Genomic DNA, 26,395 nt, shown 5'->3' with positions numbered 1-26,395 from the left:
GGATCGCGCGTAGGCTTTGCGGCGTCGTCTGGGAAAAGAAGGGGGACTGACGAAGCCCGTGGCTGAGTACAGTTGCTGTCGGACTTCTCTGGGCGCTGTGCTGCAAAGGCGCGCTTGCCGTCAAACTGCCGGCGCCGCCCACTATTTCGGATCTCGCAGGGATCTGGGTAGGGCCCGATGAATCCGGCGCCTTGCTTCGCCTGCAGATCAACGACAAGGGGCGCGGTTCGCTTGAGGTTCGCGCCAGGGGGCACCGCAGCAGGGTTGAGCGGTTTCCGCTGGTCGTCTCCGCGAAGCAGCATTCTTATCGGCTCGTGTTTGCAGTACCTGGCGATTACGCCCCTCGGGCGTTTACTCTTTGCGGTTCGGTAGCGCCCGGTGGTAGCGCCCTTATTCTGGTTGAGCGCTTTGAAGACGACGACGGCTTGGGCCTGAAGGCGTTGCTGGTACGCCAGAACGATCTGTCGACGGGGCTCAATGCTTTGCAGAGGCAACACTGAACGGGCACCGGGCCCCAATCTGAGGAGACACCCGTTTCCGAGGAGCGGGGCCAGGGCCCTACTGGGGAGAGATCCGTTTCCATGAAGAGCGCTTTGCCTCGCAGGTATTTCAACCTCAACATCCGTCACAAGGATGAGAGGTGGCGTGCCGGCCGGTTCCTGGCCGGTGAGGGACCGCCGCGGGCGCCCATCTTCTACGGGAGGCGGACCGTGGACGAGTTGCGCGACTCCGCGTTGGGTGGGAGCGGGCTGCGCTCGAAGGAATTGAGGGAGGCGCAACAATTCCTCGATTTGCTTGGTTCGGCGAGGGCGGACGGTTTCCAGCCCGTGATCCTCACCATCGACGAGGGCAGGGTCTGGATCTATGAGCCCACGGCCGGACCGCACGAGTACGGACTGATCCCCGGCTTTTCCGGAGAGCCGGAGGGCATTCTGGTCAAAGGGTACGAGGTGAGGCCTCTGGTCGACCGCCGCGGAATCCCGGCTTCGGCTGTCCCTCTCATCCTGTCCACCATGAAGGTCAACCAGGCGTTTTCGAGGAACACCTTCACCGAAATCCTCGGGGGCGAGTTCGACCGCTACAGGGGCAATATCGCTGCCATCAAGGCAGCGCTGGAGGAAACCGGTGAGGGCTTTGCCGTCGATCCGCTCGAGTGCCTCTCGGCGGTGGAGTTCGAGACGCTGGTCGCCAAGCTGTTCGAGGCCGACGGTTGCTTCGTGCCGGCCTATCGCGGCGGGGTCATGAAGGACGTCGACCTATATGTCTACACGGAAGGGGCCGAGGCAGGCGCGTTGATCCCGCTGCCTGCGGACCGGGTGTTGAACGTGCAGTTGAAGCTGTCCGCCAAGGCAGACAAGGAGCAGCTCGTGCGCTGGCTCAACGCCGACCCTCATAACCTGCTGATCTCGCTCGACGATGAGGTGCCCAACGCTGTCGGCTGCTGTCGTGAGCGATGGATCACGCGACATGGGGTCCGCCAATGGTTGGCGGACAGGCCGGAGGTCGGGAGGTGGCTGGAGCGTTCGTTGAAATGGTTGCCTGTCGGATGGCGCGCGCATCGTCCGTCGCCTCCGGTTGTCCAGGCGGCTGCCGAATGCAGCGTGCTTTAGGGTTCACCCATGGAAGGTGCCTTCCAGTATCTCGTTTTCTACTTCCCCGACCTTGCGGTGGTCCCCGTGTCACTTTTTTTCTCCGTGGGAGAGCATGGCGAGGTTCGCGGCCTGTACTTTGGCGATGCAGGAGGCGGCACGTTCGATGAGGCGTATTTCCGTATGGACGCCCCAGGAAACGATAGTCGTAGCTTCCTGGAGTGCGAAAACCCGGAAGACGTTGCCTTCAATCGCGACCGCGTGAACGCCAGGCGCCGCAAGGCCATCGCGCTTTCCCCGGACGATGCCAGGGTGTTCGAGGAATTACGTACCTATCGCGGCACGTGGTGGACATTCGACGATGGCGATAGCGTGCTGATGCGCCCCGTTCGCTTGAAGGAAATGCAGAAAATCGACGCTGGTCCAGGCGAAGGAAAACATCAGCCGCGCTTGCTCTTCGCACGTTCAGGCGTCCTGGACACGACGCTCGTCGATCGAGTTCGCGAGCACTGGTCGCTGCGCGGCCTTTGAGCGGCAAAAAAAGCGGCAAAGGGGGACGGAGGGAATTAAATCGCGATAATTGCCTCCGTCCCCCTTTATTGGTCCCCTTTATTGCAGCTAGAAGTGGTACCAGCCATGCTCGGCGGCTGTTCCTTCGGCCACATCTGCCATCGCTCCTGTAGCTAGGTCGACGATTTGCATCGTGGTCTGATCGCCACTCGTTTTATTGATCAGGAGGCGCGTGCCATCCCACGACCAGTCGGCAAGGGAATACACAGCGTCCGGATCCGGGGCCGATATCACCTCGTGTATGTCGGTACCGTCGGCGTTCATGACATAGATCCGTTGCAGGCGATCGAACGCGATCTTGCTGCCGTCTCGCGAATATTGGGGCCACTGCCCTTGGATCACTTCCGTAAGTGTTCCCGCGGAAAAGTCTGCCAGCCTCATTTTCCAGCCGGGGTCTCTGCCCACGTACGAGTAGGCATAGATCCCGTGGGTTTCATCGGGCGAAAGCGCAAGGACGCTGGTGTCGCCAATCATCATCTGGGAAATCTTGACGGCAGCCCCGCTGGCGACATTCACGCGATACAGGTGTGACCACCAAACGCCTTCCAGGTTGTCCGTGTATGCACCGGCTTCGAGAACGACGCTCGTGCCATCGGCGGTCCATCGCAAGATGGAAAGCGTCATAGGCTCGCTGGGCCGGTTCTCGATCTGCGGGCAGAACACGTCTCGCTGGCCCGTGCCATCTGCGTGGACCACCGAGAAACAAAGGTCGTGGTGTCCCCTGTCAGAGATATAGCCGATGATTCCTGGGCCCCAGGATGGCTGCTGGTGCTTGTATGCGCCCGACGTGACGCGACGCAGCGATGCTCCTTGCCGGTTCACGACAAACAGTTGCGAACGGTCGGGCCGATCCGCGCGAAGGTGCTCAAAGACGACGGCGCTGCCACCAGGCGACCACGTTGCGCCCTGGTAGTTGATACCCACCTCCGCTGATGTCAGCGGCACGGCGTTCTCGCCGGATGGTTTCACCCGGAACACCGAGGAGTAGGCCGAACCGTCTCCTGCGGCGTATGTGCGGGAGAACAGAATCGAGGCGGTAGATGTTGTCTGGGCAACGCCCGCCGGTGCTACGGATACAGCGGCAATGACTGCAAGAAGCGAAAGGATCGCTCGGCGTTTCATGGGATGCTCCATGGTCCCCTTGGGCAACACTCGCCCATACGGGTACGACGCCCGCAGAAAGGTGACGGTGTTACCCCCGGTAGCCCCTGCGCGCAAAATCTTGCGCCCCGTTACGTGAAGATTCAGAAATGGTTTGGGCTGAGCTAATTGCGGACGACGATGGCGAGCTGTTGTTGATCAGCCGCGAGCTGCCGATCGCAGACCAGGAACCAAATAACGCGGTCAGGTTCATTGTCGGCAATCCAGGTACTGAACCTGCTCCGTTTCGCCCTGGTTTCGCAAACGATGGTCGACGACCGTCATGACCAGGAATTTTGCTTCTTTACGCACTTAGCCATGGAAGGGGCATGCGATCGCTGCCTTTGCAAAGGGCGCTGGGCTGCCCTGATGCATCTGAAGGACTGCGTCTCCCGCTGCTGGCGGCCAAGACCCGCGACCTTAGCGTCTAACTGCGCGCCAGCCAGGCGCGTGAGAGCGAGCCAGCCGACGAGGCGATGGAAGTCTCCATGAAGACCCAGGAGATGCTCGAAGCCGCCCAGGGTTGAAGTTGCCGAAAGGCGTGACAAGGGCTTCGGCCGACATCGGTGTCCTTCTGCTTTTGCGTGCTGGCTGGTCTGGTTCTTTTCTCGAGTCAAGGAGTTGGCAGATGGTCGACAAGTTCGAAACCCGGGCGGATGTGACGCGGCGCGAGCTGGACAAGTTGCGCGAGCAGGGATGGGTTACCAAAGCCCGGGAGCAGGTCGCAGACCCGCGTTGGAGCAAGAAGGCCACAGCCGCCGATGCGGTCACGGCTGAAGTCACCATCGGAGTCACCTTTCGTACGGACGCCGGGGGCAGCGCCCACCAGGACCACGACGTGAAAGGTCTTCTGGCGATCAACGATCTCGTGCCGGCGCCGCCTTGCCGGGTGCGTGTCGTGGCCCTTCCGCGCGGGGCGAGCGGTCCGGTGACCCCTCACCGCGCGGCCGCGTTCGATGATCTGGAAGGCATCGACCTGCTCTACATCCCCGGAGCGCCTGCGGCACCGACAAGCCAGGTAAGTACGACCGGCGGCTCGGTGGAAGAGCGGGATTTCAACCGCAAGACCGCCCCGACTGGCGCCCGGCCGGCCGGCAAGAACAGTGGCGAAAAATACGATCGCCAGCTGCGCGAGTTCAACGAGTTCGCAAGCCGGGCGCCGTATGAACTGCGCTTGATCGAGATCGCCCGGACGCGCGGGATTCCGATCCTGGCGATTTGCGCGGGCTCGTGGCGGTTGCTGGAAAGCTATGGCGGCAAGGTCCGCACGCTGCCGATCACGCAGCGCGCCAAGCACAAGGCCACGCAGCCTGGTGCGGCCGCGACCTGGGGGCTGACGCACGGCGTCAACCTGTCGACCAAGCCCGGCGGCATCGTGAAATCGACCGGTCCGGCCGACGGCCGGATGGCCGAGGTCAATTCCACGCACTGGGCGGTGGCGTGTATGCGCTACAACGCCAAGCGGAAGGAGTTCGCGCTGGAGGCGATCAACCCCAACGTGGCTGATCCCGACACGCTGATCGAAATTGCTGCAATGGCGGATGACTCGCTGGCAGCCACGGTCGAGGCCTTCGAGTCCCGCTATGGCGCTCCCACGATCGGTATCCAATGGCACCCGGAAACGTACTTGCCGGGCATGCCTGGAGAGACGCAGGGATCGCCCGAGGGGCGCATGCAGGCGAAACAGCTCTTCATGTTCCTGGTCTCCACGGCCATGGCGGCGAAGAGCCGCAAAGCGGGTATCGCGATGATCCTCCGCGAGGAAAACGCTGCCTTTGCCGCCATGCGTGAAGCCGCGAAGGCGGCTGCGGATGGCAACTCGTTGAAATGCCAGAACGCCATGGAGCGCGCCGAAAGGTTGCTGGCCGCACCGAAGTGGTCGCTGAGGATGCGCGCGGTGGCGGAGGCGGTCGACACGCTCCTTGAATCCGCCAGACTTGGTTCGACGAAGCCCGTTGGAGCGTTCGAGCTTTATCGCGACGCGTCTTCGAAACTACGGCAAGTGGGCATCATGATCTGATGCTCGGCAAAGTTGAAGGCGGCTTCGTGCCCGCCTTCACGCGCCCGCTGGCGAGTTGAGGGCGAATGCCTTGCGCGGAGCGTTGGAGAGTCCCACTCGGAACTGCATTGTGCGAGCGAATGAGCCCGGAGCCAGCCGGCGCGCAATAGACGCACCTGTCTGCCAGGGATGAATATGTTGGAAATCAGCGAAAGCGCATTGATGATGTCGGTTCAGGCCATCCGTTTCGCAACGCGGCAACTCGGCATCGATCGAGCGTCGGCAGTCGGCCCGGACCAAGCCGATTACGATGAAATCATCGAAGCGTACGAGCTTGCAGCCGCGGAACTGCGAGACGTGTACGAGCAAGCTCGCTTGCAAGGCAGCGGCTTGCCTGCCTACTCCGACCTCATGGGCCAGGAATTCTCGTCTGGAACGTCATGAAGAACTAACGGAGCGTGAGCTGTTGCTCCTCGTCGTGCCGACCTGATCCGCGAGGGAAAGAAGGCAGCCACGATCGGGTTCGCGGCCGTGCCGGTGGAACGCTTGCGCGAGCTGCCCGGTAGGCCGTGGTTGGACATCGTCCATCGGCGCGCCTAGTCGTCGAAGCCGGTGTAGTCCTCGGGGAAGATCGGCGTGCCGTCCGGCTCCAGGCCCGTCATGTCGGCCAGCGCCTTGGCGGCGGCGGCTTCGGCGGTGTCCCTGTCGCGGAAGCTGCGGTTTTCGCAGATGGCGTAGTACGCCGGAAAGCCATGGCCGCGCGGCGTGATGGCAAGCCAGGCGGCGTAGCGCGAGCCTTCCAGCGTGGCGCCGGAGCGGGCAAGGTAGTTGTCGAACTCGCGCTCGGCCATGGTGGTGGTTCCGCTCTGGAAGTGGTCAGGGAGTGCGACAGGCTACCTGAGTTGCCGGCTTATTTCGGCTTGAGGTGGTACAGGCCGCCCGGTGCGGCGTCTTCCAGCATCCAGAGCGAGCCGTCGGGCGCTTCTTCGATATCGCGGACGCGTTTGCCGATGTTCCAGCGCTGGACCGCTTTTGCACCGCCCTTGCCGTCGAACGTGACGCGGACGATCGCCTCGGCGGCAAGGGCGCTGATCAGGGCGCTGCCTTTCCAGTGCGGGAAAGCGTCGCCTTTGTAGAACATCAGATTGCCCGGCGCGATCACCGGCACCCAATAGATCGCCGGCTTGGCGAGGTCCGGGCGTGTATCCGGGCGGGGAATGGGCACGCCGTTGTAGTTGACGCCATAGGAGACCAACGGCCAGCCGTAGTTCTTTCCGCGTTGAATCAGGTTCAGTTCGTCGCCGCCGCGCGGGCCATGCTCGACTTCCCACAGCCGCCCGTCGGGCGCGAAGGCGAGGCCATACGGTGTGCGGTGGCCGGTGGTCCAGGTTTCGGCCGGCGTCAGGTTGGGGTCGGGGAACGTATAGGTGCTGACCACCGGTGCCGTCTTGGCTTTCTCGGTGTCCTCTGCCGGGTCGATCAGCCCAATGGTGCGGGCGCCGACCTTGCCTGCCCACGGGTTGCCGGGCGCGGGTTTGCCCTCCAGCGTCAGCCGCAGGATCTTGCCGACGGGCTGGTCGGGATCCTGCGCGGGGGTGAAGCGCTGGCGGTCGCCTACTGTGAGGAACAGGTACTTGCCGTCCGGCGAGAAGGCGATCTGGGCGCCGGCCTGGCCACCCTTGCCGGTGGGCAGCTGGCGCCACAGCACCTTGAAGCCGTCGAGCCGGGGCTGCTTGTCATCCAGCACGAGTCGCCCGCGGCCCAGCGTCAGGCCGCCGCCGTAGTCGCCCGGGGCGACATAGGTGAGGTAGACGTTGTGGTCGGTGGCGTAATGGGGCGAGAGGAAGACGCCCAGCATGCCGTTCTGGCCTTCCACATAGGAGGGCGGCACGCCCCCGATCCGGGTCTTGGCACCCTGCGGGGTGACCAGGTCGACGCGGCCGACCTTCTCGGTCACCAGCATGCGGCCATCGGGCAGGAATGCGATGCGCCAAGGCAGATCGAAGCTCGCCACCTTCGTCATGGTGAAGGGCAGGCCGGGATCGGATTTCTGTTCCCCTGCGTTGGTCTGCGCATGGACGGCGCCTGTCAGCAGGGCTGCAAGGAAGACCCCGGTTGCCAGCTTCATCATCTGCACGGTTCCTTATTCGAGCGACCGGAAGCATCTTAGTGTCAGGCTGCCGTGGTGGCGTGACGGGGCCGATCTGGACAGCGGAGCTCCAAAAGAAGCGAAAGGAAACGGTTTGTCCCGACGCCGTTGTGTTCGGACACCTGCGCCAATGTCGCGCCAGACCAGGGCAGTCTGGGAGTTGATCGTGCTCTCGGAAGGGGCGGGGAAGGGGGCCGGACAGCAACTTGGCGAGTCCATCGGTTTCTTCCTGGACGCCTCACTTGCGCCCCAAAGGCCGGCGCCGCCATTAGATTTCTAGGCGTCGGGCGTAAGCGATATCCTTTTCGTCTGGGTCGGTTCCCGGCTTTATCATCGATATGCATTGTTCCCGTGCACTTCAAACTCGGTTCTGAACCCCACTTTTTACTCATCTGACAGGCATGAAGGATCAGGGATGAACCCGAACTCCCGGAACAGAGCCCTCGACGCGGAACTGTCGTTGCTCGAGTCTGAAACGCTGAATTTCGCGACCCGATTCATCAAGGACGCGAAGGTGAGGGCCAACTACATCCAGCAGACGCAGCGCCTGAGCCGCGAATACCGGGCCATGGTTGCCGCCGGGACCGTCCCGCCCGAGGCCGCGGCGCAGCAGGTGCATGCGCTTCGAAACCAGATCCTGGCGGCGCAGCGTCTCCAGTCGAGCGACATCGGACTGGCGAAGGCGGTTGGCCTGAAGAAGGAAGGGCTGACGTTGCTGGAGCTGACGGAGAAATACGCCCGCTCCCGATTCGGCGTTGCTTTCGAGTCGCTGCCCGAGGCGAGCAGGAATCAGGTCTATCTGGAGATCATCGAAAGCGCGGGCCGGGCACGACCAGGAGTCAACGTCGCGGCGACCCGGCTCGGTCGGCTGGGGCGCGGGCTGGTGATCGTTTCCATCGGGGTAGCCGTGTACAACGTCGCCGAGGCGAAGGACAAGCCCAGGGCCATCGCCAGGGAAGGAGTGGTCTTCGGCGGCGGCTTTGCTGGTGGTGCGGCGGGTGGCGCACTGGCGGGGCTGGCCTGTGGTCCCGGGGCGCCGGTCTGCGTGACCATCGGTGTGTTTATCGGTGGCGCGCTCGGCGCCATGGGTGCGGATGTCGCCTTCGGGTGGGCGTTCTGAAGATGCTCGAGCCGGCAGGTTCGATCCGGGTGGCCCGTGTACTGCAGATGCCCGGGCAACCGGTGACCGCATGGGTCGAGAGCGCCGGTTTGGGACGCACGGCGCGGGTGGCCGGCAAGGTGATCGAGCGCCAGTACCGGTTCGGCGACAGGCATCTGCTGCTGCTTACCGAGGGCAATCCCTACGAAGAAGCGCTCCACGTCCATTACCTGGACGGTGAACTGCGCCTGCTCGACAGCATCGAGCTTTCCGCTCCCTATACGGCAGGCGTGCTCGATCATGTTGCGGTAGTCGCCGCCAATGCCTTGGCCTTCTCGTTCTTCGACAGTCACGAGCGCTGGCGGCTGGAGATTGCCGATACGCCCCGGTGGCGGCTCTGGGGCAATGCGTTCCCGGCACGGCGCAAGCGACCGTTGTTGTGCAAGGCGTGGCTGGATCTGGAAAAAGAGGTGTGATGCGGGCTCCAGCCAGGGACGACGATAGAAACTCGACTGAAACGGGGCCAGGTTCTTCTTTTCCCTTCGATGAAAGAACCTGACCCGTCTACTTCAGACGCACCGTCCGGTGCAGCCTACGTAAGGGGGAACTCCTCCAGGAGGCGTCCCGTGTGAACGCCTGCCCTCCCAGCCGGTAGTCCCCTGATCCGGTTCGAGCGGTCTGGGTCCGGCCCCGCGAATGCGGGCGCTTCTGCTGGGCTCGATCGCCACGTAAATTCTTGCGGCGCGGGATATTGCTTCAGCTTTTTGTGAGCGATCTGCATTCGCTCGCGACCAGCTTGCTGAGCGGTATGCGCCGATAGGCGCGCGCCTTCGGAGCAAGGGTTCAAAGCCCTTTTGTCCCGGCCGCTGATTCGCCGATTAGCGCCTCTTTCCGGAACATTTTTTGGGACGCGATAACAAGGTAAAAAAACTGGCTCGAGTCCTAACATGGACACCGCCGCACCACCGCTCGACAACTCTGGGAGGCTGCATTGGAAGAGGTGCCTTATTTCCACGCGCTGGCCACGTTTGCATGCAAGGCCAACCGGCTTTACCGCATCTACGTGTGCCGCCATGAGCTTGTCTTTATCTGGGCAGGGAAGGGTGGCGAGGGCATGGCGGGGGCAAGGTTTGTATCCCGTGCGCGTGCCGGGGCGGTGGGGGTCGAGGGGCTTTTGTCGCGCGCGCTGGGGAAAGGCCTGGAGCGCAGGCTCGATCCGGCTCGGCAGAATGAAGTCCGCGGTCAGCAGTTGGACCGCACGCCGCTTGCGCGCCTGATCGCCGATCATCCGGCCAACGTGCGGCTCCATACCGGTGGTTTCCAGGAGGTGCGCATCGGCGCGCGCTCCGATCATCACGCGCGTGCCTATTCCGATCACAGCCACCAGGCTTTGCTGCACATTCGCCATCGGAAGTTGGGGAAGCTCCGCCTTGGGCTGAGTTCCGTCGAAGACGTGCAGCTGGCCATGGACCTTTTGCCCAGGGTGCTTGGCACGCGGGTTCGCGTGGATATGGCTCGACCGACGCGTGAGCAACCGTGCGGCTGTCGCTTCTGCCGCTTTCCGGGATAAGTGCCAGGGGCGCTTGCTGGATTGGTGGAGACGAACCGGGCCCTGTCCAGGTTGCGTCACCTTGGGCGATGCCCGATGCGCAGCCGGTCGCTGGGCATCGGGCACCGATGGGGCGGCGCCTACGGGTTCTGCGCGACTTTAGTGGCCTGCGCGGCATCGTTGAACTGCCACGCGGGCTTGGCCGTGCCGTCGACGTTCAACCGGGCGCGGGGCAGGCCGTCCTTGCCGCCGAACTGGGCATGGACGCTGCCGGCATCGGTGCCCAGCTCGAAGGCTGGGCCGCGCGCCTTGGGGTCACCGTAGCTGATGTACATGCCGGCGAAGTTGCGGGTGTCGTCGACCATCAGGCCAACGGCCTCGTAGGGAGGCGCGCCGCGGTCGAGCGCGATGCCAACGCGCCCCGAACCCATGTATGCCATGCCGCCACGCTCGCTGCCCTTGTCGTCGTAGAGCGTCACTCCGTAGCTGTCGCCACCGTGGCGCTTATAGGTCTTGCCGCCGATGTGCAGCGAAGGGAGTTGCCCGAGCGCCAGGCGATCGGCGCCGGTCGCGCCAAGGAAGATGATGCCGTCGGAGGCATCGTCCTTGCGCGTGCGGTCGTTGCTGGCCGGCACCGGCGCGCCGATCAGGATGCGGTCGTGTCCCTTGGCGTCGGTGATCACCAGGCCTTGTGCGCGGAGGATCGTGTCCGTCCGCGTCGAGGTACCCGGCTTGCGCCATAGCGAAAGAGCGGCCAGCGCAATGACCGCCAGCAGGGCGAGGATGACCAGGACGCGCAAGCGCGCTACCTCCCGTTGCAGGCGGCTCCAATCTTCCATGCGAACGTCGTTCGAATCGGACATGCGGCGTTTTCCTTCACTGTGGGGGAGGCTGCGTCGGGGCGGTGATGTAGCTGCCGCCGTGCGGGCGCAGTTTTTCGACGGTACAGCACTCACGCATGCAGGTGCCAGCGTGGTGCAGATCCATCTGTCCGTTAGTTTGCGCAGGCGCAATTTGGTGACACCACGCATGCGCGCTGGCGGTGTCGATAATCAAGTCGATGGGTATGCCAAAATGGACGCCTTGTTTTAGCTCAAGGCATTAAAAACATGCAGGTACGCCTTACGACGATCGCTGCCCTGCTAATCGCCTTTGCACCATGCGCCGCGGCCAAGCCGATGCGATTCGCGCCGAAAACCGACGCGCGCGGCTTCATCGATGTGTGGCGGCTGCGTCGCGACGTGGCACGCGCCGAGTCACACTACTACGCTGCCATAAGCCCATGCGAATACAGGTTTACAGGGCATTCTGGCGAAACCAAAGCCGAGGAGCGTGCGTACGAACGGTGCAGGAAGCACTTCGATCGTTTGAAGGCGGTCTCGGAAAGGGTTGACGCTGCATTCAATCGTGCCTGGCGCCCGGTGATCTTGCGTTCGATGCAATTGGGCGATCCGATCGCCGAAGTGATCATGCGCAACTGTGACACGACACCCGTTCTCGACCGCCACGACATCGGGGCAACGTGTGACACCGACTCGGACAAAAGGAACGCCGCCATCGCGCGCCTTCGCTCAATCGGCTTTATGCCGGCCGTTCCCAACCATACGCGCAGCCTGGTACCGTTTTTTGTACCCAGCAAAGTGTTGCAGAACGCGCCGCGCGCCTTCACTGTCGATTTGCGGTACCTCAATAACGGCTTCGATAATTTTTCTCAGGCATTTGAGGCTTTGGCCAAGTTGCGGTTGAATCGCCAGCCGCTGACACCGGGTTACCTGACCTTTGGACCTGAAAGCTACTATCGTGGCGGATCTAAGCTTTGGGACCCGGCGATAGGTATTGCCGATCACCGCAAGGAATGGGCCTCCACATTCAACGCGCTCGACACGGCAATGGACAAATGGCTGAGGCGTGATCCTCGCTGGGCCGTGTTTCTTCTCCACCGCATCGGCCATTACGAGTGGGTGCCCGAAGGCATGACGACCACCACCGGGCGGCTCAACTCCGTATGGCTCGGGCGTTGGAAACTTATCGCGCAAACGCCTGACTGGAACCAGCCCTTGCAGCCGGTGAAGGGGCGTGCGGTGATCCGCTATCGTCACGGGGGCATGGTCATCAACACGGTGGCGGCCACGGCTTTGATGGTGTTTCCTGACGTTTCCAATTGCACGTTGCGCTACAGCGGCGGCGTGACCTACGTGCCAGATCCGGGTAGAACGCAATACACCGCGCTCGCTGGTTACACCGGCAAGTACGCGGATAAGGTGCTCGCTGAACTCGATCCAAGCAAACGCTACAAGCAAGTGCTGATGCAGTGTAAAGGCGCGGAGTCGGACGATACGGATCGCGCGCGCTTTTTGCTCCACGCCCGCAACTACATGATCGAAATCGGTTCACTCAGCGGCGATCCGAATCACGTTGCCGCGAGGGTGTATCGCCGGGTCCACTGAAACCTGGGACCCGACTGCAGCTGTGCGAGTGAACTTGTTTCCGTGTGGTTTGGTCCGGAAGCATCCCCTATAGTGGGTAGCGGCATCGACAGGTGCCGTCAAATACAGGGGACAACATGTATTCTTTCGTAAGGACCGCGGGCGTCGGATGCCTGGTGGTTGCACTCGCAGCGTGCTCGACGATGACGCATATCAGCTCGACGGCACCGGACACACGGCTGGCGGTGAAACACGAAGCACCCGCGGTGCCTTCGACAGTGCGCCTGAAAGACACCAGCTTCGGCAACTATGAGTTCAAGGCCGAAAGCCCTGGCCATGACCCGCTTTACGGCATCCTCCCGCTGCGCTTCCACGGCGGCCGACTGGCTGCCGATATCCTGCTTTTTGCGCCGGCAGCGTTTTTCAACCTGCGTGGCGTGTTTCCTTACTACGAAATCGACGCCGAGAACGGCGTCATTCGCTACAAGGCAAACGCTACCGATAACTGGCACGAGTATCGGCCCACCGCGGCAGAAAAGGAGCGCGCCCGCGAGTTCTTCGGTGTAAGCGGCTAGTACCCATGGCTTTTGAGCCGGACTTTGGTAGGGAACGCCAAACAGGGCGGGGCCGCCAGACACAGGGCAGCTCACTCCTTGGATTCCAGGGTGATACCCGGTGCCGCAAACGGTTCAATGGCCGCCAGTCAGACACTCCGCGAGCTTCCCGCCGGAGGCCAGGCCAAGCGCCAGTGCGGCATAGGCAATCACCATGGAGCGCTTGCTAAGCACGAGCTCCCATCCGGGAGTGAACCGCTTCGGGGTGACGCCGTAGTCGATGACTGCGGCGACCGCCGCCGTCGTCGAGGCGCCACGCAAGAGGGTGCTGGCCGACACCGGCCGGCGCCTGGCTCGCCAGATCTCAAAGGGCAGCGCCCAGAACACGGCCGATGCGTAGTGGGTCGCGAAGCCGATCAGGGTGTGCGTGACATCGAGCTCGTCGCACTTGGCGGCTTTCTCGCCATGCAGCCAATGGCTCGTCGCGTTGATCGGCTGCAGGGCGCTTTTGTCTTCAAGCCTGGCCAGCAGCGCCAGGGCGGCCGCCGAAGCGAGGCTCGCTACGGTACCGGTGACCAGGGCGCTGGCGGGGAGGAGAGTGTGGCCTGTCTTCCCGCTCGTTCGCATTTCCATCGACCAGCCTCCCACGTATGGCATGTGCGCCAAGACTGCGTAACCCGCGGTCGGAGCCGTGTGAGCCGTGCGCCGAACCTCGATGAAGGCGGCCTCGGCCTTTTCGTCGAATCAAGCGGTTGGGCGGGGCGAACGACCCCGGATCGGTGATCGCTCAGCCTGCCGTCGCCTTGACTGGATCCGCGGCCCTGGTCGGGTAGGTGAGCAGGTAGAGCAGCACCAGGATGCCGCCCACCGGCACCAGGCTGATGAGTTGCCACCAGGGGCTGAGACCGGCGTCGCGAAGGCGCCGGGTGCATGCCGCGATCCACGGCAGCAGCACGATGAGGGAGGCGATCTGCAGCGGAAGCGGGCCGGTCACTTCGGAAACCAGTTGGGCGAAGGCCAGCACCATCGCCAAGGCGAGTGCGAACCACCAGAACGCCGCGCGCGGGGTCGTGCCGGTGAATTCCAGGCCGCGCAACACGCCTTCACGTATCGCCTTGATCGCTGGCTGGCTGGGGGCCGGGTCGCCGACCAGCAGGCTCTCGGCCGGCACGTCGAACACGGCGGCCAGTGCCCGCAGCGATTCGGTGGAAACCTTGGCGCCCGATTCGAGGCGCTGGATGGTACGCAGGTTCAGACCGCTCAGTTCGGCCACCTGCTCCTGCACCACTGGCGGGCGGTGCGCAGCTCGCGGAGTCGGGCGCTATTGATCTGCATGAATGTTCCCCGTTGTAAGGTGCTCGGTCTGCGCCATCATCCTGCCGCAAGTCATTCTGCGTGACGACAGCGGCCCGACACGGGCACGACACGAGCCCGGTGGCGGGCTGTCAGACGGCAAAGAGAGCGAGGGAAGCAGGGACGGCGCGCCATAGGGCTCGCACGCAAGGGATTGAAATTGCTAGACATAAGAAAAAATGCGCTGATGATGTCGGTTCACGCCGAGCGGGGCGCGGTCATTTTCCTCATTTGAAGGGCGGCGCCATGCGAGCCATCAGCGAACGTGATCTGGCGGTGGTGATCCCGCTGCTCGCGGCCAAGATCCGCGACCTTACCCTCGAGCTGCGCGCAGGCCAGGCGCGCGAGGGTGAGCCGACGGACGAGGCCTTGAGCGACCACATGCAGATCCAGGACATGCTCGGGCAATACGAAAGCATTCTCCAAGCGCTGCGCGAGGAGTACGAAGAAGGCCTGAAGGCGGGGACACAGCTGCCCGCGTTCGACGACCTGGTCCGGCCTTTCCGGCTTCGATCACCCTGACGTTCGACGAAACGAACGTCGGTTGGCTGCCGGGACGTGCGCCAAGCCGACTGCCGGGCCCGCCGATCGCCTTGTGACGAAGCCGACTGGCCTACAGCTGCGCGTTCTGGCGAAAGGAAATCGCGCTCGTCGAATCGCGCCGCGATCGTTCGTCGTGCTGACACCAACCGAAGAGGTGCCCGCCATGTCCCGCTCGATCTTCATCAACCTTCCGGTGTCCAGTCTGCCGGCCTCCGTGGCGTTCTACGAGGCGCTGGGCTTCACCAACAATCCGCAGTTCACCGACGCGACGGCCGCCTGCATGGTGTGGAGCGAGGCGATCTACGTGATGCTGCTGACGCACGAGAAGTGGCGCACGTTCACCGACCGCCCCATTTGCCCGCGCACGTCGAGCGAGGTGTCGCTCGCGCTCGCGCTGGACGACCGGGAGGCGGTCGATGCCATGGTCGAGGCGGCTGCGGGTCACGGTGGTACGGCCGACGCCAACCCGGTGCAAGACCTGGGTTTCATGTACGGCCGCGACCTGACCGATCCCGACGGGCATGTCTGGGGGCCGTTCTGGATGGATATGTCGAAGGCGATGGAAGCGGCTGCCGGGTGAGGCTTGCGGCCAGGGCACGTTACCGGTCTGCAAGCCGGACATGGCCGAGGAGGTAAAGGCAACGCGTGCCGCGAAACCTCACTTGTAGGAGCGCACCCGTGCGCGACCGCCATGTTCGGTGGTGCCGCGAGGCCCGGCATGGTGGTCGCGCACAGGTGCGCTCCTGCAAAGAGCCCGAAGCAGAACCCGTCCGTCGTCAGCCCGAACAGCCACCGCAACAGATGCTGGGCAACTGCACCACCTGTTCCTGCGTCACCGCCCAGCCGGTGTGCTGCAGTACCTCGACCAGGTCCCGCACGGGAACCCAGGACGAGATCCGCATGACCAGTCCGCTCATGTCCAGGTCGACCAGTGCGCTCGGGTCGATATCGAACATGGCGTCCTGAACGACCTCGGGGCGGGGGCTGGCATCGGTGAGTGCGATATGGAATTCCATCGTTACGGGCCCCTTTCAGGCGTATCGCTTTGACGTGCGCGATGTTTTCTTACCCCGTCGATGACCGCCTTGATCCTGGTCAGGCCGATCGCATGGTCCGGCTCGTGCGACGCGAAGCGCAAAAAAAAAGGGGCAGCCAGAAGGCTGCCCCGCGGAGTACCCAGCTGATGCTTAGCGGGTGTAGGTGTTGTACTTGGCGTTGGAGAAGAGGTTGTTCGACACCTTGATGTTGTAGGTGTTGGCGCCGAACTGCAGGTCGCGGCTGAGCGAACCGCCGCTCTTGGTCGCCGACATGTAGCGGGTGCTGTTGTACTTGAGCGTGTTGCCGGTGATCGACCAGTCATGCGACTTGCCGCTCGGGCGCACGCCGGCCAGGCCGTTCTCGGTCATGGTGTTGCCGGTGACGGTCACGCCCGGGGCGGACACGCCGAGCACGCCGAAGCCGCGGTTGCCCTTCATCGTGTTGCCGACGATGGCGATGTCGGAGATGTGGGCGTGCATCTCGATGCCGTTGCCGTTGTTGCCGAGGAACTTGTTGTTCTCCAGGCGGATGGTGTTGGTCAGGCCTTCGCTCATCGGCTCGATGTCGACGCCCGCCTCGGGCAGCGTGCCTTTGGTGTTCTGGAACGTGCTGTTGACGATGTAGACGTGCTGCGACGGGCCGATCGACATGCCCTGGCGGCGGTTGTTGCTGGACACGATGCCGTTGATGGTCACGTAGTCCGAACGCACGTGCTCGCGACCGACGTCCTTGGCGCCGACCCAGATGCCGTCGCCCCAGAAGTTGGACAGGTTGATGTTCTTCAGCACCACGTTCTTCGAGGCGGTGACGTTGATGCCGTAGCCCCACTCGCCCGTGGTGCCCTTGTGCTTGACGCGGTCACCGACCAGGTTGCCGCCGACCACGCGCACGTCGGTAGCGTTGTAGATCTGGATGACCATGTAGCGGCCGGCGCTGGTCGGGATCACTTCCAGGGTGGCCGCCGGGTCGAGCTTCAGGCGGGTGTGCGAGCGCAGCTTGATCGGCTTGGTGGCGTTGACCATGTAGTGGCCGGCCGGGACGAACACCGTGCCGCCGGAGGTCGGCAGCGAGTCGACCGCGGCCTGGATGGCGGCGGTGTCGTCATGCACGCCGTTGCCCAGGGCACCCTTCTGGTGCACGTTCACATAGGCGCCGCCGATGACGGTGTGCGGCTTGGGGTTCCACCAGTTGGCGGCAAACGAGGGGGCGGCGACGGCCGAAAGGGCCAGGGCAGCGAACGCCAGCATCAACGGCTTCTTCACAAAGCGCTTTGCGGTGACGGACGTACGAGAGGCGGTCGCAATCTTTTGATTCTTAACGGAAACGTTCATTTTAGGCAGGTCTCAGGTCGTTTTGTCGGGCAAACTTCGTCACGCGAAGCTCACGACAAAAATGCACAGCCTTCACATGCCTGAGCAAGCTCGACAGGAGCGCCTGAACCGCAGATTTATGACCACGTTGGCAGAAAAGGCCGAATGGCCCGACGCATTCGACGAGGGCGATGCGAACTACGTCACACAAAAACCCGATGTGCTCGGGCAGGCGAACGCGTTGGCGGTCACATCCTGCACGGGACGGGAATTTCCCCTACGCGGTTGACGGGAAGTGTCTGATGCTATCGACCAGCGCTTCCGTGGCTGAAGGCGTACCGATCCACGGCATGGCCACGCGTAAACGGAGCGGTTGAACTGGGCCGCGGCTGGGCCTGGCTCACGAGTGGGTCGAGCTAAAACTTAGGTGTTGACCTAAGTAAAGGCGGCTGCCAGACTGCGGCCGCCGGACCGGATCCGCCCATTAGGTGCCGCATCGAGATGACCCAAGCTGCCGCGGTTGACGACGTGTTTTACGCCCTGTCCAACGCGACCCGACGAAAGGTCCTGGAGCAGTTGTTCAGTGGCCCTGCGACGGTCAGCGAGCTGGCCGCGCCGTTCGACATGAAGCTCCCCTCGTTCGTGCAGCACCTGTCCGTGCTCGAACGCAGCCGCCTGGTGAGATCGAGCAAGCAGGGAAGGGTGCGGACCTACGAGATCGCACCGGAGAAGTTCAAGGCCGCCGAGGACTGGCTCGCCGAGCGGCGTCAGTTGTGGGAATCCCGTCTCGACCGATTCGACCTGTACGTCAGACAACTCAAGGAAAAGGAATCGCAAGCATGAGCAAGCCATCTGCATTCGATCCCACGCTCGACATCGTCTTCGAACGGTTCGTCGACGCACCGCCGCGACTGGTGTGGGAGGCCTTGACCCAGCCGGAGCACGTCAAGGAGTGGTACATGCCCAAGGCCTGGGGACGCGTGGCGCGCTGCGAGATGGACCTGCGTCCGGGCGGCGTCTTCGGCATCGACATCGCAGTCGGGGACGGTCGGGAGGTGCCCAACCTCGGCTGTTTCCTTGACGTCGTCCCGATGGAGCGATTGGTCTGGACGTCCATGTTGTTCCCCGGCTATCGCCCGGCCGTCTTCGACGACGTTCCGATTACCGCGATCATGACGCTGGAGCCGAAGGGAAAGGGGACGCGCTACGTCTTCACGGCGCTCCACCGGAACGAGGCCGATGTGGCCGCCAACAAGGAATCCGGTTGGAAAGAGGGGACCGATATCGCCCTCGACCAATTGGTCGAGCACGTTGCGTCGATGAAGTAGTTTGCGATTGCACTGGATTAGCTGTCCCCACGGCCGCTGCAGCGTTGCAGTCGCATCGACCCCGTGCGCGGAAACGGAAACGAGATAACCGTACGGTCTGGTTATCTCGTCCGTTGATTTCCGGGGTGAGGGCAGGCTTGCCTCGGGTGTCCGAGATGCCACTGTAGGAGCGCACCTGTGCGCGACCGCCATCTCCCCAGGTGCGCTCCCACGACAGTCAACAATGGGTACTTCCCGCGAGCCCCGGCCCCTCACCCCAACCCTCTTCCCAGATGGGAGAGGGCGCTGATCCGGCCACGTTGAAACCTCACGCCAGTCTCTGTGGCGGCAACCGCCCCCTCTCCCCCCGGAGAGGCCGGCTTTCTCAGGCCCGGGGGCGTGGTTTTTTCGGCGGCGGCCCCGGTTCCACGAAGGTCATGCCGATGATGGCGGCGTCGGTGATGATCCTTTCGAGGGCTGCCTTGCCCGGATCGTTGACGTAGATGGAGGCGGCCGCCGTCAGCGGATCCTTGAAGACCGCTTCGCCGACCGGTACCCGGCCCGCACGGAATGCTTCCTTGACGATCGAGCCGCTCGGACGCTTGGTCGATCGCGCCTTGTCGATACAGGAAACGACATTCGTCACGTTATAGAACCAGCGCGAGCTCCCGTCGCAATCCATTTCCAGGAATTGCCCGAATCGAGAAAGAAAAACCTCGAATGCCGCCTTTGCCTTGTCGCTCATGGCGAGCGCGCCCGGGGTCAGGGCGCTTATATCCGCCAGTGGTTTGGGCTTCCCCATTCCAGGCTCGACGAATACTTCGATCTTCGGTTTCTTCGACCAGGACATTGCCTTGCCGGAGGCGTCGAACATTCCCGATTCGATGTCCTGGTCTTCGGTAAAAACCAGCGGCGCGTAATCATTCACTGAGCCGCTCTTCAGTTCCCAGACCTTCACGTCCCGCCTCCTGTCATCCAGCCGTGGATGCGCGTCGGAAAGCCGCGCAGCGGGCGGGCAGGAGTTTAACAAGGCCATGGCACTGGCCCGAATGGTCGGTGGCTCGAAAGGACGTAGTCGGTTATCTGACTCTGAAGGGGCGAATCAGCGAAGGTGGGTGGAGGCCACCATCCTGACCTCCACCCGTGGAAGGTTTCCGTTGTCGGCTCAGGGCACCAGCCGCCAGCTCACCTGATGGACGTTCGGCGGGGGCGGCAGCCACCAGCCGAACGTCGAATGACCGTATTCGTAGGTCACCGCGTCCCGCATCGCGAAGGAGTGCATCGGCTGGGCCTGGCAGATCACGTCGCGGGCGGGCATCACGCCGGTGTTCAGATAGGCCGATTGCGTCGGTGGTGCAGGGGTTGTTGTCGAACATGGCCGCGTGGGTGGTGGCGTTGTCGACCAGCAACATGCGCACCGCATGGCCACCCTGGTGCCTGTCCTTGAACGCCTCCGAATAAGGCGTGGACGGGTCAAACTCGTTCTGCACCATCAGCGCATGAACCCGGGTGCGCGTCTCCAGCCCGCGATCGAGCGCCGGTCGCCACGGCCAATCCTGGCATTTGTCGATCAGGGTGGAGGCGCCGATGGCCCAGTAGGTGCCGGCATCCGAGACGCCGGGGAGCCGGACGCGAGCTGTCGGCCAGGCGACGACCGCTGTGCAACTCCGCACCCGACTGGAGGAAATCGGGCGACTGGAGGCGGTCGGTCGGCCCTGCCGTCACCGAACGTTACGGCTTACGGCGGGCACGCTTCCTGGTCGCCGGCGCGCCGGCGGTGGCGGCAGCGCCCACGCTGCCGAGGTTGTCCAGCCACGACAGCTCATCGACATAGGCCAGGAACGACCTCAGGTAAGCCGGCGACAGCTCGCGCATCAGCGCGATGGCGCGGCTGGCGAGCGCGGTGGAGTTGAGCGGGCCGGCGTCGGTGGGGACGTGGGCCACCGATTGCTGCAGTTGGCTCTCGGCGCGAAGGGTTGACCAGAGCTGGCGGAAGTCGGCGAGCGCGGGGATGTCCGGATAGGCGGCGCGGTCGGCGCAGGTCCCGTCGGCGAGGTGGTCGAGAAGTTCGCGCAGTGGGCCCGCGGGCGACGTGGCTGCGGTGGTATCGGGGGCCTCGGTGGGGGCGGCACGCAGCTCGGCCAGCCGCGCCTCCAGCGCGCGACGCGCCTCACCGTCGAGGGCGGCGGCGCGCCTTTCCAGCGCCGCGATCAACTGCGCGTGGATGGTGGCGGTGGCGTCAGTGCGCATCGGTGGTCGGCGTGGCGTTGGCGGCCGAGGAGCGCGGGATCGGGGCGATTTCCACGCGGCGGTTTTTTGCCCGTCCGGTTTCGTCGGCATTGGCGCTGACCGGCTGCTGCGCGCCGAAGGCCGCGGCGAACACCGCGTTGGCAGGCACGCCGGCGGCGATCAGCGCGCGGGTGACGGTCAGTGCGCGCTGGGCGGAGAGCTCCCAGTTGTCGGCGAACTGGCGGTTGTCGCCGTGCACCGGCTGGTCGTCGGTGAAGCCGCTGACCATCAGCAGTTCGTCGCGCGATTGCAGGTACTGCGCGAGCGGCGCGGCAAGGCTCCGGATGAGCTCGCGGCCTTCGGGTTGCAACTGGTCGGAGTTGAGCGCAAACAGCAGGTTGCCGCGGATGCCGATGCGGCCGTTGACCAGGGTCACGCGGCCCTGTGCCAGCGGCGTGGCCAGCGCCTGTTCCAGCGTGGTGCGACGTTGCTGCTCGGCCAGGCGCTGTTTCTCAGCCACCTCCAGCTTGTGCGAGAGCTGCAGCTGCACGCCGATGACGCCGACCAGGATAAGTACGAACGCGCCCAGCAGTACCGACATCAGGTCGCCGAAGGCCCAGATGGGAGCGGTGGATTCGCCCTCGAACTCGACTTCGTGGCTCATGGCATGCCGCCGGACGACCGCCTCGCGGATGCTTGCAGGAGCCCGCTTGCGGGCGATGATTTTCGCAGGTCTGTGAGGAGAGCATCGCCCGCAAGCGGGTTCCTGCAGGGGTGGGAAAGGGCGTTCATGCCTTGGCCGCCTTGCCGGGCGCGCGGCGGCCGGCGAGCTGCTGCATGTCGGCAATGATCTGCTGTTGCGAGAGCACGCTGAGCTCGACCACTTCCCTGGCCTGCGCCACGTAGTAGGCAAGCTGTTCGTCGTTGCGTGCGAGCGAGGCGTCGAGCGCGCCGGCGATCTGCTGCAGGCGTTCCATCAATGCATCGTTGGCTGCGCCGAACTGCGCCACGCCGGCGCCGAAGGCTTCGCCCAGGCTGGCGACTTCGACGGCGCTGGCGGTGACCTGCGCGGCCGCGGTGTCGAGCTTGCCGGTTTCGGTTTCGATCTGCGCGGCGAAGCGGGTGCCGACGCGGTCGAGCAGCTCGGCCGAGGTGCTGACCAGCGCATCGACCGCGCTGCGTTGCTCGGTGGAGGCATGGTTGACCGCATCGAGCAGGGTTTCCAGCGTGGCCAGCAGGCGGCTGCGTTCTTCCAGCATGGCGGTATCGCGGACCATGCTGTCAGACAATTTCTGGCGCAGCTCGCCGACGACTTCGGCGGCCACGCGCGGTGCCTCGGAGGCGGCTTCGACCAGGCGGGCGATCTCGGCCAGGGTCTGGCTGGCGGCGGCCTGGGTTTGCGTTGCGATGGCGCCGGCGGTTTCTTCCAACGTGTCGCAGATGGCCTGCTGGCGGCTGGCGGTGGCGTCGCCGGCCGCTTGCCATCGGGCGCCGAGTTCCGCGGTGAGCGCATCGAGTTTCTGCGCCCAGGCGGCCAGGCGTTCCTCGTCGCGCGCTTGCAGCGCCGACTGCAGTTCCACGTGGGAGCGGTTGACCGCCTGCACCAGCGCGGTCGCGTGCGATTGGAATGTTTCGCTGGCGGCGGTCAAGGCCTGGCGGTTGCGGTCGGCCAGTTCCGCATGGACGGCGTCCTGTTTCGAAAGCGCGCTTTGCCAGGATTCGGCGGTGCGCTCGGCGCTTGCATCCAGGCGCGCGGCAACGCCATCGAGCAGGGTGGACGAGCGCTGCTCGAACGTGGCGGCGAAGCGGACCAGGGCATCGCCCAGTGCCTGTGCATGGGCTTCATTGGTCTGGCGATGCTGTGCGAGCGCGTCATTCCAGATGCCGGTGACCGTCCGCGCCGTGGTGTCGAAGCCGCTCGCGAGTCCGTCGAGCTGGCGCTGAACGGCCTCGCCCACGCTGGCCTGGATGGCGGCGCTCTCGCGGGCCAGGCTGGCCAGCGTGGATTCGACCACCGGTTGCAGCACGCTGCCGGCGGTGCGCGCGTTGTCGGTCACGCTCGCCTGCAGCGATTGTTCGACCGAACGCGCCAGGCGCGTGTACGCCTCCTCGGTGTGGCGGTGGAACGCCTCGCGGTCGGCGTGCTGGCGCTCGTGGGCGGCCGCGCTTTGCTGCTCCAGTGCCGTGGCCATCGCCTGCAGGCGGTCGACCAGCGCGGGCATCGCCGCGGCCTGCTGCTGCAAGAGGCGGAAGGCTTCCTCGCGCTGGTGCGCCTGTGAGTGGACGCGCAACGTGGTGGCGATCTTCCCGTCCAGCGCATGTACCGCCTGCAGCCGCTCGCGCCGCACCAGTGCGGATAGCAGGCCGAGCATGGCGGAGCTCGCGACGCCGGCGATCGAGGTGCCGAAGGCGAAGGCCAGGCCGTTGACCGGCGCGGCCAGCGAACCGCGGATCGCCTGCAGGTCGCTGGCGCTGCCGAGCGCCGTGCCGGTGCCGCGCAGCGTGGCCATCATGCCGAGCAGGGTGCCGAGCATGCCCAGCAGCACCAGCAGGCCCACCAGGTAGGGCGTCATCGCCGGCGCCGGCAGCGCGGCGCGCTCGCCCTCGACACGCAGGCGCACCGCGTGGCGCAGGCCCGGAGCCACGCGATCGACCCAGCGGCCGAGATCGGCAGGCGGCTCGGCCAGGTCGTCGACCGCCTGGCGCAGCGTCGCAGTCGCCTGCCGGTAGCGGAAAAGCTCGAATGCACCGGCGAGGTAGCAGACGCCGATCAGCAAAGCGACGGCCATGCCGAGCGGGTTGTTGCCGACGTAGCCCAAGACGATCCAGCCGATGGCGGCCAGGCCGAGGGTGAACACGCAAAGAAGCAGCAGACGTTTGAACATGGAGAACCGTGTCAGGAGGTGCGAAGCGCCGCGAGCAGCGCGTCGACCGGTTGAAAACGAAGATCGAGCTCCGCCAGCAACACGCTTTGCATGTCGCGGCGGAAGCCATCGAGCCAGGTAGGGGAGGCGTGCCCGGCGGCGCGCAGGCGTTCGAAGCGCTGGTGCAGCAGGTCGGGCACCTTGGCCAGCAGCGTGTGCTCACGCGGAGTGAGCGTCGCTTCCATCACTGCGTCCACTTCGGCCAGCCGCGCCAGCTCGGGCGAGGCTTGCATGAGCGCGTCGCGCAGCTTGCCGCGCAGGCGGCCGGTGGTCGCTTGCAGGGCGCGCTGGCGGGCGAGGCAAAGTTGGCGGTAGGCAGCAAAGTCGTTCCCGGTATCGGCCGACGCACCAGGCGCGAGCAGCGGATCGCCGTGGATCGCCGTCGTGAGTATTTCGCGCGCGCGCACGCACTCGGCGTGCAGGTCGTCCGTGGCCGGCGAGCCGACCTGCGGCGAGGTCGGCCTGCCATCGAGCGCTGCCGCGAGCGACAGCGCGTGGTTCCAGTCCAGCCACTGGCCCAGCCGGTCGGGCAACGACTGGCCGGGCGCGGCCACGTCGACCTCTGCCAGGCGCGCCAGCAGACGGATGAACGTGGGCCCGCGAACCGTCGGGCGGAGTGCAGCTTGCGCCATGCTTTTCAAGGCAAAACCAATAGTTTAGCGCGGGATGGGGCGCTGGTGTGGGCCGGCCGGGTCGTGGCTTGTCGTGCGGGCACCTGCGAGCGGAGGCACCTTGCTGGGCCATTGCCGCAGCGCGCATGCCGGCTGGAAAGGTTCCCGGTAATCTTCCCTGCGCTCTCGCCGTACTGGCGATGGTGGACAGCAGCTTTTCAAGCAAAGGGGAAACGATGGCATTGAAGTATCGGAAGGACGAGGGCCTGGCGGTTTTGGCCCTGTCCGGTCATGAAGACCTGCAACGGCTGGTTCGCGTCCTGACCCACGATGAGTCCGACGGAGAAAAGCGCCGCACGCAACAGCTGCTGGACGATCCGTCCTACCGCGCGGCGGCCGAGCAAGGTGACCTGCGGCCGGCCTGGAAAGCCATTGCGGCCGAACTGCAGGCGTATGGAGGCGACTCCATCGCCAACGCCTGGCGCAGCCTTACCCAGGATCACACCGGGGTGGCCTATCGCGAGATCGTCATCGACATTTGCGGCCACCTGAAACTTGGCGTCAAACCGTCAACCGACATCAAGGAGCTTGAGGACCAGTTGCTGGTCGCCCTGATCTCGGGCGAGAAGGCCAGGTTCCAGCCAGACCATCTGGGCCGGATCATGGAGGAGGTGGCCGACGGTGCAGGCCTGAAGGAAAGCCTGCAGGGGAACGTGGACCTCGACGATCTGCTTGAGCGTGTTGCTGTCGATGCCAAGGCGTCGTACCTGGCTGCACTTGCCGCTCCGGCCATAGCTTCGACCACGCTTCCTTTCCTGGGGCGTCTGACCCTGCCATCCGTCCTGGCGGTGGTGGCGCCCCGCATGGGCGCGGCGCTCATGCCAGGACTGAATATTGCCGCCGCGACGTCGGCGCTGATGTTGCTCACCAGCCCGGCGTACCGGGTGACCCTGCCGGCCGTGCTCGAAGTGATCCGTATCCGGCGCCGGGTTCTCCTGTCGCCCATGGACGCGAGGGAGGTGGCATGAGCGCCGTCCTTGGTTCGTTGCTGCGGGTGGATTTGTCGAGCGTCTCGGCCCACGTTCTGGAGGGACTGAAAACGGAAAAGATGATGTTGTCCGCCTCGAACGGCAACGTCTATTGGGCAGCGGGTTCCGGCAAGGCTGGCATCGTGGCGCAGCTTCCCCTGGTTCCGGTGAGCGCACAGGAGCTTCAATCGGCCGAGCAACTGTTGCAGATCGGCCAGGCCGTCCAGGGGGCTCAGGCGGCAGCGGTCACGGCGGCAGCGGTGAGCACGGCTGTCGTCGTGGGCGCGATCGTGGTGGCCACGGCTTACCTCGCACGCAAGATCGACCAGGTGGAGCGCGCGGTGAAAGGCGTCGCGCTGACTGTCGATCAGCAGGATCGTCGCGAGTACCTCAAACACATGAGCGACTACACCGGAGCCATCCACGCCGCCTACGAATTGCTGCAGTCGCGCGCGCCGCAAAGCGAGATGGCCGGCCAGGCCGAGTTGCGCCTGGATGATCTGGCCAAGTCGCGGCACCAGTTGCTCGTGTTTATCCGTGGCCTGCCGCAACTGGTCGAATCACCGGAGCAGACGACGGAAGCGCAGTACGACCTGGCTCTCCAGTTCATGCTGGGCATGCTGGATCTCATTCCCGCGGCGCTGGCCGTGGAGCGCGAACTGTGTCTGGCCGCGAACAAGCCTGCGCTGGCCAGGAGCCGCATCAACGATGCCGGGCCCCAGTTCCGCGAGGTGCTGGAGGCGTTCCGGCAATGGTGCGACGAGCAGTATCGACGGCTGGCGCATGGCAAGGGCGGCTTTCCCGACGTGCTGCTGGCGCAGCGGTCGGCGCTGAACCGGCTGTTCAACCTGGCCACGCATGACCTGTTGCTCGGTGGGTTCGATGCCGTACTTGCGAGAGAGATGGCAAGTTCGGCGGTTGAAACCGCTGAACGTCCGCAAGTCACGGTGGAAACGGATCGCGTGATCCCGTAAGCC

The 26,395-nt window shown here is 64.5% G+C and carries 30 protein-coding genes and 1 pseudogene; 16 read left to right on the top strand and 15 right to left on the bottom strand.

Annotation, left to right across the window (positions count from 1 at the left end):
- The first annotated feature begins 191 nt into the window (after positions 1-191).
- The 3 genes from ACFWZ3_RS15655 (at position 192) to ACFWZ3_RS15645 (ending at position 2,120) form a co-directional block, all read left to right on the top strand.
- Entirely contained in the window at positions 192-500 is a 309-nt protein-coding gene (locus ACFWZ3_RS15655; protein WP_439708608.1) for a hypothetical protein, read from the top strand.
- 210 nt (positions 501-710) lie between these two features.
- Positions 711-1,610, top strand: a complete 900-nt coding sequence (locus ACFWZ3_RS15650) for a hypothetical protein (RefSeq protein ID WP_439708607.1) — start codon at positions 711-713, stop codon at positions 1,608-1,610.
- Positions 1,611-1,619: 9 nt separating this feature from the next.
- A complete protein-coding gene (locus tag ACFWZ3_RS15645; protein ID WP_439708606.1) occupies positions 1,620-2,120 on the top strand; it encodes a hypothetical protein in 501 nt (166 codons plus the stop codon).
- Between the two features lie 87 nt (positions 2,121-2,207).
- Here ACFWZ3_RS15645 and ACFWZ3_RS15640 read toward each other — a convergent pair whose 3' ends face one another.
- Positions 2,208-3,281, bottom strand: a complete 1,074-nt coding sequence (locus ACFWZ3_RS15640) for a TolB family protein (RefSeq protein ID WP_439708605.1) — start codon at positions 3,279-3,281, stop codon at positions 2,208-2,210.
- Positions 3,282-3,927: 646 nt separating this feature from the next.
- Here ACFWZ3_RS15640 and ACFWZ3_RS15635 point away from each other — a divergent pair.
- Together ACFWZ3_RS15635 and ACFWZ3_RS15630 are read left to right on the top strand one after the other, a co-directional pair.
- Complete coding sequence (locus ACFWZ3_RS15635; RefSeq protein WP_439708604.1) at positions 3,928-5,319, top strand: gamma-glutamyl-gamma-aminobutyrate hydrolase family protein; 1,392 nt, start codon at positions 3,928-3,930, stop codon at positions 5,317-5,319.
- A 174-nt stretch (positions 5,320-5,493) separates the two neighbouring features.
- Positions 5,494-5,742 (top strand): hypothetical protein, encoded by a 249-nt coding sequence (locus ACFWZ3_RS15630; RefSeq protein WP_439708603.1) that lies wholly within the window; start codon positions 5,494-5,496, stop codon positions 5,740-5,742.
- A gap of 152 nt (positions 5,743-5,894) precedes the next feature.
- Here the strand turns inward: ACFWZ3_RS15630 and ACFWZ3_RS15625 are convergent, their stop codons facing one another.
- Both ACFWZ3_RS15625 and ACFWZ3_RS15620 read right to left on the bottom strand, forming a co-directional pair.
- Positions 5,895-6,149 carry a hypothetical protein gene (locus tag ACFWZ3_RS15625; protein WP_439708602.1) on the bottom strand — a complete coding sequence of 85 codons (255 nt, stop codon included), beginning with the start codon at positions 6,147-6,149 and terminating at the stop codon, positions 5,895-5,897.
- Positions 6,150-6,208: 59 nt separating this feature from the next.
- On the bottom strand, positions 6,209-7,426 hold the full coding sequence (locus ACFWZ3_RS15620; protein ID WP_439708601.1) for a PQQ-dependent sugar dehydrogenase: 1,218 nt from the start codon (positions 7,424-7,426) through the stop codon (positions 6,209-6,211).
- A 436-nt stretch (positions 7,427-7,862) separates the two neighbouring features.
- Between ACFWZ3_RS15620 and ACFWZ3_RS15615 the strand changes: the two genes are divergently transcribed.
- From ACFWZ3_RS15615 to ACFWZ3_RS15605, 3 genes are all read left to right on the top strand, one after another.
- Positions 7,863-8,567, top strand: a complete 705-nt coding sequence (locus ACFWZ3_RS15615) for a hypothetical protein (protein WP_439708600.1) — start codon at positions 7,863-7,865, stop codon at positions 8,565-8,567.
- A gap of 29 nt (positions 8,568-8,596) precedes the next feature.
- The gene (locus ACFWZ3_RS15610; protein WP_439708599.1) at positions 8,597-9,022 is read left to right on the top strand and encodes a hypothetical protein; all 426 of its coding nucleotides are present in this window, start codon (positions 8,597-8,599) and stop codon (positions 9,020-9,022) included.
- Between the two features lie 515 nt (positions 9,023-9,537).
- Positions 9,538-10,116: a hypothetical protein gene (locus ACFWZ3_RS15605; protein WP_439708598.1), complete on the top strand. Its 579-nt coding sequence runs from the start codon at positions 9,538-9,540 to the stop codon at positions 10,114-10,116.
- 119 nt (positions 10,117-10,235) lie between these two features.
- Here the strand turns inward: ACFWZ3_RS15605 and ACFWZ3_RS15600 are convergent, their stop codons facing one another.
- Complete coding sequence (locus ACFWZ3_RS15600) at positions 10,236-10,958, bottom strand: hypothetical protein (protein ID WP_439708597.1); 723 nt, start codon at positions 10,956-10,958, stop codon at positions 10,236-10,238.
- A 246-nt stretch (positions 10,959-11,204) separates the two neighbouring features.
- On the opposite strand from ACFWZ3_RS15600, the gene ACFWZ3_RS15595 reads away from it, so the two are divergent.
- A complete protein-coding gene (locus ACFWZ3_RS15595; protein WP_439708596.1) occupies positions 11,205-12,542 on the top strand; it encodes a hypothetical protein in 1,338 nt (445 codons plus the stop codon).
- 182 nt (positions 12,543-12,724) lie between these two features.
- Positions 12,725-13,096 (top strand): hypothetical protein, encoded by a 372-nt coding sequence (locus tag ACFWZ3_RS15590; RefSeq protein ID WP_439708595.1) that lies wholly within the window; start codon positions 12,725-12,727, stop codon positions 13,094-13,096.
- A 114-nt stretch (positions 13,097-13,210) separates the two neighbouring features.
- Here ACFWZ3_RS15590 and ACFWZ3_RS15585 read toward each other — a convergent pair whose 3' ends face one another.
- On the bottom strand, positions 13,211-13,708 hold the full coding sequence (locus ACFWZ3_RS15585) for a hypothetical protein (RefSeq protein ID WP_439708594.1): 498 nt from the start codon (positions 13,706-13,708) through the stop codon (positions 13,211-13,213).
- A 154-nt stretch (positions 13,709-13,862) separates the two neighbouring features.
- On the bottom strand, positions 13,863-14,348 hold the full coding sequence (locus ACFWZ3_RS15580; RefSeq protein WP_439708593.1) for a DUF805 domain-containing protein: 486 nt from the start codon (positions 14,346-14,348) through the stop codon (positions 13,863-13,865).
- Between the two features lie 326 nt (positions 14,349-14,674).
- Here ACFWZ3_RS15580 and ACFWZ3_RS15575 point away from each other — a divergent pair, with 326 nt between their 5' ends.
- Positions 14,675-14,950: a hypothetical protein gene (locus ACFWZ3_RS15575; RefSeq protein ID WP_439708592.1), complete on the top strand. Its 276-nt coding sequence runs from the start codon at positions 14,675-14,677 to the stop codon at positions 14,948-14,950.
- Positions 14,951-15,134: 184 nt separating this feature from the next.
- A complete protein-coding gene (locus tag ACFWZ3_RS15570; protein ID WP_439708591.1) occupies positions 15,135-15,551 on the top strand; it encodes a VOC family protein in 417 nt (138 codons plus the stop codon).
- Positions 15,552-15,747: 196 nt separating this feature from the next.
- On the opposite strand, the gene ACFWZ3_RS15565 is transcribed toward ACFWZ3_RS15570, so the two are convergent.
- Together ACFWZ3_RS15565 and ACFWZ3_RS15560 are read right to left on the bottom strand one after the other, a co-directional pair.
- Positions 15,748-15,987 (bottom strand): hypothetical protein, encoded by a 240-nt coding sequence (locus ACFWZ3_RS15565; RefSeq protein WP_439708590.1) that lies wholly within the window; start codon positions 15,985-15,987, stop codon positions 15,748-15,750.
- A gap of 171 nt (positions 15,988-16,158) precedes the next feature.
- Positions 16,159-17,256, bottom strand: coding sequence for a right-handed parallel beta-helix repeat-containing protein (locus ACFWZ3_RS15560; protein ID WP_439708589.1), 1,098 nt, complete (start codon positions 17,254-17,256; stop codon positions 16,159-16,161).
- A gap of 564 nt (positions 17,257-17,820) precedes the next feature.
- On the opposite strand from ACFWZ3_RS15560, the gene ACFWZ3_RS15555 reads away from it, so the two are divergent.
- Both ACFWZ3_RS15555 and ACFWZ3_RS15550 read left to right on the top strand, forming a co-directional pair.
- Positions 17,821-18,162 (top strand): ArsR/SmtB family transcription factor, encoded by a 342-nt coding sequence (locus ACFWZ3_RS15555; protein ID WP_439708588.1) that lies wholly within the window; start codon positions 17,821-17,823, stop codon positions 18,160-18,162.
- Positions 18,159-18,647 carry an SRPBCC family protein gene (locus ACFWZ3_RS15550; RefSeq protein ID WP_439708587.1) on the top strand — a complete coding sequence of 163 codons (489 nt, stop codon included), beginning with the start codon at positions 18,159-18,161 and terminating at the stop codon, positions 18,645-18,647. Before ACFWZ3_RS15555 ends, ACFWZ3_RS15550 begins: the two co-directional genes overlap by 4 nt.
- A gap of 364 nt (positions 18,648-19,011) precedes the next feature.
- On the opposite strand, the gene ACFWZ3_RS15545 is transcribed toward ACFWZ3_RS15550, so the two are convergent.
- The 7 genes and pseudogenes from ACFWZ3_RS15545 to ACFWZ3_RS15515 form a co-directional block, all read right to left on the bottom strand.
- Positions 19,012-19,584, bottom strand: a complete 573-nt coding sequence (locus ACFWZ3_RS15545) for a hypothetical protein (protein ID WP_439708586.1) — start codon at positions 19,582-19,584, stop codon at positions 19,012-19,014.
- A 207-nt stretch (positions 19,585-19,791) separates the two neighbouring features.
- A complete protein-coding gene (locus ACFWZ3_RS15540; protein ID WP_439708628.1) occupies positions 19,792-19,944 on the bottom strand; it encodes a hypothetical protein in 153 nt (50 codons plus the stop codon).
- An 82-nt stretch (positions 19,945-20,026) separates the two neighbouring features.
- A pseudogene (locus tag ACFWZ3_RS15535) lies at positions 20,027-20,299 on the bottom strand (alpha/beta hydrolase); the annotation flags it as partial.
- 58 nt (positions 20,300-20,357) lie between these two features.
- The gene (locus ACFWZ3_RS15530) at positions 20,358-20,876 is read right to left on the bottom strand and encodes a DUF2894 domain-containing protein (RefSeq protein ID WP_439708585.1); all 519 of its coding nucleotides are present in this window, start codon (positions 20,874-20,876) and stop codon (positions 20,358-20,360) included.
- Complete coding sequence (locus ACFWZ3_RS15525; protein ID WP_439708584.1) at positions 20,866-21,519, bottom strand: OmpA family protein; 654 nt, start codon at positions 21,517-21,519, stop codon at positions 20,866-20,868. Before ACFWZ3_RS15525 ends, ACFWZ3_RS15530 begins: the two co-directional genes overlap by 11 nt.
- Before the next feature lie 124 nt (positions 21,520-21,643).
- Positions 21,644-23,740 carry a DUF802 domain-containing protein gene (locus ACFWZ3_RS15520; RefSeq protein ID WP_439708583.1) on the bottom strand — a complete coding sequence of 699 codons (2,097 nt, stop codon included), beginning with the start codon at positions 23,738-23,740 and terminating at the stop codon, positions 21,644-21,646.
- An 11-nt stretch (positions 23,741-23,751) separates the two neighbouring features.
- Positions 23,752-24,411 carry a DUF3348 domain-containing protein gene (locus ACFWZ3_RS15515; protein WP_439708582.1) on the bottom strand — a complete coding sequence of 220 codons (660 nt, stop codon included), beginning with the start codon at positions 24,409-24,411 and terminating at the stop codon, positions 23,752-23,754.
- A 215-nt stretch (positions 24,412-24,626) separates the two neighbouring features.
- On the opposite strand from ACFWZ3_RS15515, the gene ACFWZ3_RS15510 reads away from it, so the two are divergent.
- Together ACFWZ3_RS15510 and ACFWZ3_RS15505 are read left to right on the top strand one after the other, a co-directional pair.
- The gene (locus ACFWZ3_RS15510; protein ID WP_439708581.1) at positions 24,627-25,418 is read left to right on the top strand and encodes a hypothetical protein; all 792 of its coding nucleotides are present in this window, start codon (positions 24,627-24,629) and stop codon (positions 25,416-25,418) included.
- Positions 25,415-26,392, top strand: a complete 978-nt coding sequence (locus tag ACFWZ3_RS15505; protein ID WP_439708580.1) for a hypothetical protein — start codon at positions 25,415-25,417, stop codon at positions 26,390-26,392. The genes ACFWZ3_RS15510 and ACFWZ3_RS15505 overlap by 4 nt, the downstream gene beginning before the upstream one ends.
- Positions 26,393-26,395 lie beyond the last annotated feature (3 nt).

The organism is Frateuria sp. GZRR35 (assembly GCF_051900415.1).
Lineage (GTDB): Bacteria > Pseudomonadota > Gammaproteobacteria > Xanthomonadales > Rhodanobacteraceae > Frateuria_A.
Note: the sequence above shows the minus strand (reverse complement) of the source record. Positions and strands in the feature narration are given on the sequence as shown.

Coding starts and splice junctions, on each gene's coding strand:
- ACFWZ3_RS15645 (WP_439708606.1), top strand. CDS start 1,620: ATGGAAGGTGCCTTCCAGTATCTCGTTTTCTACTTCCCCGACCTTGCG.
- ACFWZ3_RS15640 (WP_439708605.1), bottom strand. CDS start 3,281: ATGAAACGCCGAGCGATCCTTTCGCTTCTTGCAGTCATTGCCGCTGTA.
- ACFWZ3_RS15635 (WP_439708604.1), top strand. CDS start 3,928: ATGGTCGACAAGTTCGAAACCCGGGCGGATGTGACGCGGCGCGAGCTG.
- ACFWZ3_RS15630 (WP_439708603.1), top strand. CDS start 5,494: ATGTTGGAAATCAGCGAAAGCGCATTGATGATGTCGGTTCAGGCCATC.
- ACFWZ3_RS15625 (WP_439708602.1), bottom strand. CDS start 6,149: ATGGCCGAGCGCGAGTTCGACAACTACCTTGCCCGCTCCGGCGCCACG.
- ACFWZ3_RS15620 (WP_439708601.1), bottom strand. CDS start 7,426: ATGAAGCTGGCAACCGGGGTCTTCCTTGCAGCCCTGCTGACAGGCGCC.
- ACFWZ3_RS15615 (WP_439708600.1), top strand. CDS start 7,863: ATGAACCCGAACTCCCGGAACAGAGCCCTCGACGCGGAACTGTCGTTG.
- ACFWZ3_RS15600 (WP_439708597.1), bottom strand. CDS start 10,958: ATGTCCGATTCGAACGACGTTCGCATGGAAGATTGGAGCCGCCTGCAA.
- ACFWZ3_RS15595 (WP_439708596.1), top strand. CDS start 11,205: ATGCAGGTACGCCTTACGACGATCGCTGCCCTGCTAATCGCCTTTGCA.
- ACFWZ3_RS15590 (WP_439708595.1), top strand. CDS start 12,725: ATGACGCATATCAGCTCGACGGCACCGGACACACGGCTGGCGGTGAAA.
- ACFWZ3_RS15585 (WP_439708594.1), bottom strand. CDS start 13,708: ATGGAAATGCGAACGAGCGGGAAGACAGGCCACACTCTCCTCCCCGCC.
- ACFWZ3_RS15575 (WP_439708592.1), top strand. CDS start 14,675: ATGCGAGCCATCAGCGAACGTGATCTGGCGGTGGTGATCCCGCTGCTC.
- ACFWZ3_RS15570 (WP_439708591.1), top strand. CDS start 15,135: ATGTCCCGCTCGATCTTCATCAACCTTCCGGTGTCCAGTCTGCCGGCC.
- ACFWZ3_RS15565 (WP_439708590.1), bottom strand. CDS start 15,987: ATGGAATTCCATATCGCACTCACCGATGCCAGCCCCCGCCCCGAGGTC.
- ACFWZ3_RS15560 (WP_439708589.1), bottom strand. CDS start 17,256: ATGCTGGCGTTCGCTGCCCTGGCCCTTTCGGCCGTCGCCGCCCCCTCG.
- ACFWZ3_RS15555 (WP_439708588.1), top strand. CDS start 17,821: ATGACCCAAGCTGCCGCGGTTGACGACGTGTTTTACGCCCTGTCCAAC.
- ACFWZ3_RS15550 (WP_439708587.1), top strand. CDS start 18,159: ATGAGCAAGCCATCTGCATTCGATCCCACGCTCGACATCGTCTTCGAA.
- ACFWZ3_RS15540 (WP_439708628.1), bottom strand. CDS start 19,944: ATGCCCGCCCGCGACGTGATCTGCCAGGCCCAGCCGATGCACTCCTTC.
- ACFWZ3_RS15530 (WP_439708585.1), bottom strand. CDS start 20,876: ATGCGCACTGACGCCACCGCCACCATCCACGCGCAGTTGATCGCGGCG.
- ACFWZ3_RS15525 (WP_439708584.1), bottom strand. CDS start 21,519: ATGAGCCACGAAGTCGAGTTCGAGGGCGAATCCACCGCTCCCATCTGG.
- ACFWZ3_RS15520 (WP_439708583.1), bottom strand. CDS start 23,740: ATGTTCAAACGTCTGCTGCTTCTTTGCGTGTTCACCCTCGGCCTGGCC.
- ACFWZ3_RS15515 (WP_439708582.1), bottom strand. CDS start 24,411: ATGGCGCAAGCTGCACTCCGCCCGACGGTTCGCGGGCCCACGTTCATC.
- ACFWZ3_RS15510 (WP_439708581.1), top strand. CDS start 24,627: ATGGCATTGAAGTATCGGAAGGACGAGGGCCTGGCGGTTTTGGCCCTG.
- ACFWZ3_RS15505 (WP_439708580.1), top strand. CDS start 25,415: ATGAGCGCCGTCCTTGGTTCGTTGCTGCGGGTGGATTTGTCGAGCGTC.